The organism is Flavobacterium kochi, from assembly GCF_048286715.1.
Lineage (GTDB): Bacteria > Bacteroidota > Bacteroidia > Flavobacteriales > Flavobacteriaceae > Flavobacterium.
In genome coordinates this window covers 1-1,676 of sequence record NZ_JBLVPW010000073.1, presented here as the reverse complement: position 1 = coordinate 1,676, position 1,676 = coordinate 1, and the positions used below count along the sequence as shown (strand labels likewise).

Here is a 1,676-nt window from a genome sequence, read left to right as displayed (position 1 = left end):
TTCGTACATTTAACTGTAACCATAAGGCTTTTTAGATGTTAGTTCAGCAACAAAAAATTCAATTCAGTCCGTATTCTTCGTTATATGATTTAATCGTTCCCCAGGATAATTTGCTAAGGAAAATCAATGACTTGATCGATTTTTCATTTATCTACGATGAGTTGTTAAATAAATACTGCACAAATAATGGTCGCACAGCAGAAAGTCCTGTGCGTATGTTCAAGTATTTACTTCTAAAAACAATTTATACCGTTTCAGATGTTGATGTAGTGGAGCGCTCCCGTTTTGATATGTCTTTTAAATATTTTTTGGAAATGGCACCAGAAGAAGATGTCATAAATCCAAGTTCCTTGACAAAATTTAGAAAACTACGTTTGAATGACACCGACTTGTTAAATCTATTGATTGGCAAAACGGTATCTATAGCCATTGAAAAGGGTATCATTCGTTCCAAGTCTATTATAGTTGATGCCACACATACTTTATCGAGATCAAATCCATTTTCGGCAATTGAAGTATTACGTGAACGCTCCAAACTACTACGAAAAACGGTTTATTTATTTGATGATCAATGGAAAGAGCGTATGCCAGAGAAGAACAACTCCAATGAATTGGAAAAGGAATTGACCTATTGTAAAGAGTTGGAGAGAGTAATTGAAAAAGAACAGGCTTTAAGCTCTATACCTGCTATAAAAGAAAAATTAAACTTGCTTAAAGAAACAATAGAAGATACTCAGGAAAATTTTACGTTATCAAAAGATACAGATGCTAAAACGGGTCATAAATCCGCTGATAGTTCCTTCTTTGGATACAAGACTCATTTAGCGATGACCGAAGAGCGCATCATTACAGCGGCTGTAGTCACATCAGGCGAAAAAGGAGATGGGCCGGAATTACCTAAACTTTTAGAGATTAGTCAGGAAAACGGAATTGATGTTGACACAATTATTGGCGATACAGCCTATTCAGGAAAGGAAAATCTTAAACTCACAAGTGATCAAAATATTAAAGTAGTAGCAAAGTTAAACCCTTCAATAGCACAAGGATCTAGAAAAGACGAAGATAAATTTGATTACAATAAAGATGCCGATAGATTTGTTTGTCCTGCTGGTCACATGGCCATACGAAAAGCTCATCAGGGCAAAAAAAATGTTGGAAAGAATCAAGTAGATACCTACTATTTTGATGTTGAGAAATGCAAGTCTTGCCCTTTAAAAGAAGGATGTTATAAAGAGGGAGCAAAGACAAAAACGTATTCTGTAGCGATAAAATCAGACTTACACCAAGGACAAGTCGCCTTTCAAGAAACTGATTATTTTAAAGAAAAAGCAAAACATCGATATAAAATTGAAGCGAAAAACAGTGAGTTAAAAAATGTACATGGTTATGATAGAGCAATATCGTATGGCATTACCAATATGCAAATGCAAGGAGCAATAGCAATTTTTGCAGTCAACTTAAAACGAATACTGAAATTAATGTAGGAAATCGTAAGCTACACGCGCAGTATCCAGAATGAACCTATACAAGTCAAAAGCGACTGATACAACCTACAATAAAAAACAGTTGCAAAAAGAAAAACGCTTATAACGGATGTTTAAAATCCTGTTACAAGCGTTTTTTTATTGTCTAAAAAACGGCACTAATCAAAATAGGCGATGTTTTTCAGTGGCCTC

At 34.7% G+C, this 1,676-nt stretch carries 1 protein-coding gene; it reads left to right on the top strand.

Going from position 1 to position 1,676, the window contains the following annotated elements; all coding sequences use genetic code 11:
* The first annotated feature begins 35 nt into the window (after positions 1-35).
* A complete protein-coding gene (locus ACNQGH_RS21835) occupies positions 36-1,484 on the top strand; it encodes an IS1182 family transposase (RefSeq protein ID WP_417958126.1) in 1,449 nt (482 codons plus the stop codon).
* The last annotated feature ends 192 nt before the right edge of the window (positions 1,485-1,676 follow it).